This is a genomic window from Pseudomonas sp. EGD-AK9, assembly GCF_000465935.2.
Lineage (GTDB): Bacteria > Pseudomonadota > Gammaproteobacteria > Pseudomonadales > Pseudomonadaceae > Aquipseudomonas.
Window position 1 is genome coordinate 1 of record NZ_AVOF01000515.1, and the last position, 1613, is coordinate 1613.

The 1613-nt window shown below is 70.3% G+C and carries 1 protein-coding gene and 1 pseudogene; both read left to right on the forward strand.

The features are described from left to right. Positions 1-666, forward strand: a pseudogene (locus N878_RS19790) (phage receptor); the annotation flags it as partial. Beyond that, the gene (locus tag N878_RS19795) at positions 666-1511 is read left to right on the forward strand and encodes a DUF4434 family protein (protein ID WP_021445291.1); all 846 of its coding nucleotides are present in this window, start codon (positions 666-668) and stop codon (positions 1509-1511) included. The pseudogene N878_RS19790 and the gene N878_RS19795, both read left to right, overlap by 1 nt. The last annotated feature ends 102 nt before the right edge of the window (positions 1512-1613 follow it).

Genomic DNA, 1613 nt, shown 5'->3' on the forward strand with positions numbered 1-1613 from the left:
TACGGCCGGGCGCTGCTGGGCGGCGACGGGCGCCACCGCTACGGCCGTTCCCTGGGCACCGGTCTGGGCCTGCGCTATCGGCCGCTCGGCACGCACAACCTCAATCTGTACAGCGAGCTCTATGCGCAGAGCGAACTGGACGACGCCGACTTCGACGGTTTCAGTCTCGGCCAGTGGCTCAATCCGGCCGCGGTGTCCGAGGCGCTCAACGATCACGTGCGCAAGGGCCAGGTCAGCACCGACCTGCTGCTGCGCGCCACCGCCTCCTTCTTCGATCAGGGCGACTGGCGCAACGACTGGCGGGTCGACGAAACGCAGTGGAACGAGCGCTCCCTCTATCTCGACGCCGCCTGGTGGACCCGCGCCGGCGATCATGCCTGGCTGTCGCGCTACCAGCAGGGGCGCACCTACAAGCTGGCCGCGGCCGGCGCGCAGACCCTGATGCCCTACGGTTTCGTCGAGTTCAGCGTGCAGGACCCGCGCAGCCACTGGCGCCAGGACTGGCGCAGCGGCCTCGGCCTGCGCTGGCAGCTGTGGTACGGCGACAGCCGGTACAACGCCTATCCGGCCAACCTCAAGGTCAATGCCGAGTACCAGTGGGGGCTGGGCGGCAACCTGTACGAACGGGCCAGCGGCGTGCTGCTGCGAGTGGAGGTGGATTTCTGATGCGTAGCCTTGTTCTGGCCTTCTGTCTGCTGCTCGTCGCCCAGCTGCACGCCGAGGAGCGCCTGTTCTTTCAGCCGCTGAATGCCGACAGCCGCCTGCAGGAGCAGGCCTGGCGGGATATCTGGCGCGCCAGTGCCGACGCCGGGGTGAAGACCCTGCTGGTGCAGTGGACGGCCTATGGCGAGGCGGATTTCGGCGGCGCCGACGGCTGGCTGGCCAACAGCCTGCGCGCCGCGCAGGAACAGGGCCTGCAGCTGGTGCTGGGGCTGTACATGGACCCGGCCTATTACCAGCGCCAGCGCGAGCTGGACGGCCCGGGCCTGCAGGTCTACTGGCAGTACCAGCTGGGCCTGTCGCTGGCGCACCAGCGGCTGCTGCGCGAGCAGTGGCAGTTGCCGGTGGCCGGCTGGTACCTGCCGCTGGAGTTGGACGACGTGCAGTTCCTGGCCGGCGAGCGGCGCCGGGTGCTGCGCCGCCAACTGCAGGATTTCGCCGCCCAGCTCGACGCGCCGCTGCACCTGAGCGCGTTCAGCGCCGCGCGCCTGAGTCCGAACGCCTATGCGGCCTGGCTCGGCGACTTGCAGGCGCTGGGCATCTCGGTCTGGTGGCAGGACGGCGAGGGCACCGCCAGCCTGGCGACGCCGGTGCGCCGCGCCTATGGCCAGGCACTGCCCTGCAGCATCGGCATCGTCCGCGAAGCCTTTCGCCAGACCAGCGCAGACGGCCAGCCGTTTCGCGCCGAGCCGGCCGAACCGCAGCGGCATTACTCCGGCTGTCATGCCGATGCCGTGTTCTCGCTGCGTTATCGCCCCTGGGGCGCGCCGCTCAGGGGTAGTGCGAACTAGCCTGTATCAGCCGGGCGGCCAGCGCCCCTGACGGCGCAGGCGGCGCAGCACCCAGCGCCGGTAGGTCCACGACAGCAGCGGGCGCAGGCCGGGCAGGGCCAG

Bases quoted from the DNA above. Each gene is read 5' to 3' on its own strand.
- N878_RS19795 (WP_021445291.1), top strand. From the start codon at position 666: ATGCGTAGCCTTGTTCTGGCCTTCTGTCTGCTGCTCGTCGCCCAGCTG.